The organism is Promicromonospora kroppenstedtii DSM 19349, assembly GCF_000515355.1.
Lineage (GTDB): Bacteria > Actinomycetota > Actinomycetes > Actinomycetales > Cellulomonadaceae > Promicromonospora > Promicromonospora kroppenstedtii.
In genome coordinates this window covers 1-1,009 of record NZ_KI911714.1, presented here as the reverse complement: position 1 = coordinate 1,009, position 1,009 = coordinate 1, and the positions used below count along the sequence as shown (strand labels likewise).

Here is a 1,009-nt window from a genome sequence, read left to right as displayed (position 1 = left end):
GCCGTCACCAGCCCGGTGTCGCGGCCGGAGGCGGCCCAGCCGACCGACCTGCCCTCGACCAGGAGCACTCGCGCGCCGGGGTCGCGCTGCTTGATCCCCAGCGCCGTCCACAGGCCGGTGCAGCCGCCGCCGACCACCACGACGTCGGCCCGGACCGGGGCCGACAGGCGCGGGTACCGGGCGGGGGTCCCCAGGTCGTCCTGCCAGACGACCGCTTGCCGGGTCCTTGCCAACGCGTGGTCCACGACGGATCTGGCCGGAACATTGCGCTCGAAAACGGTCTGCTGCAGGCGCCCCATGTCGCAAATCTAGCCAATGACCGATCAACGCCGGTTTCGGTCGGATGAGCGTCTGATGACGCCGCGGACGGGGCTACTTGCCGCCGAGGCAGATCGTCTCAAAGCTGCGGGAGGCGTCGAAGCCGAGCTCCAGCTTGTCCCTGGTGCCCTCGGGGCACTCCACGCCGGCGACGATCAGGCCGGTGACCTTCCGCGCGCCCTTCGACGCGCACGCGAGCTCGGCGCCCTGGCCGTCCACGCAGTCGCCGGTCACCAGCTGTCCGCCGCCGTTGCCGGGGTCCCCAGGGTGGTCGTCCGACAGGTTGCGGGCGCACACGGCCTGGGTCTCGCCGCCGGCCTGGCCGTCCTTCTGGAAGACGACGTCGGTGCCGTCCGGGCAGTGCAGCTGCGCCACCGACACCGCGTCCTGGATGTCGAGGATCGTGACCGTGGCCTCGGGGTCGTCGCAGGGCAGGGGGAGGTAGGCCTCTGCCCCCTCGGTGGCCTCGGGCGACGGGTTCGGTCCAGCGCAGGAGTCGACCGCCCAGGACGCCGCCGCCGTCTCGTCGGTGCCGTCGGGTCCGAAGAAGTGGATGCCCACCGCGATGATCACGCCGGCGGCCAGGAGGAACGCGACGATGGACCAGATCTTGTCCCGCCGGGTGCTGCCGCCACGCCGCTCGCCCCCGCTGCCACCGGGCCGCTGCTCGGGTGCGGCCGGCGCCGGCTCG

Annotated in this window: 2 protein-coding genes; both read right to left on the bottom strand. The window is 73.1% G+C overall.

Going from position 1 to position 1,009, the window contains the following annotated elements:
- A partial coding sequence (locus PROKR_RS20205; RefSeq protein ID WP_036966414.1) for an FAD-dependent oxidoreductase occupies positions 1-299 on the bottom strand: 299 nt, incomplete at its 3' end.
- 73 nt (positions 300-372) lie between these two features.
- A partial coding sequence (locus PROKR_RS35600; protein ID WP_051433182.1) for a hypothetical protein occupies positions 373-1,009 on the bottom strand: 637 nt, incomplete at its 5' end.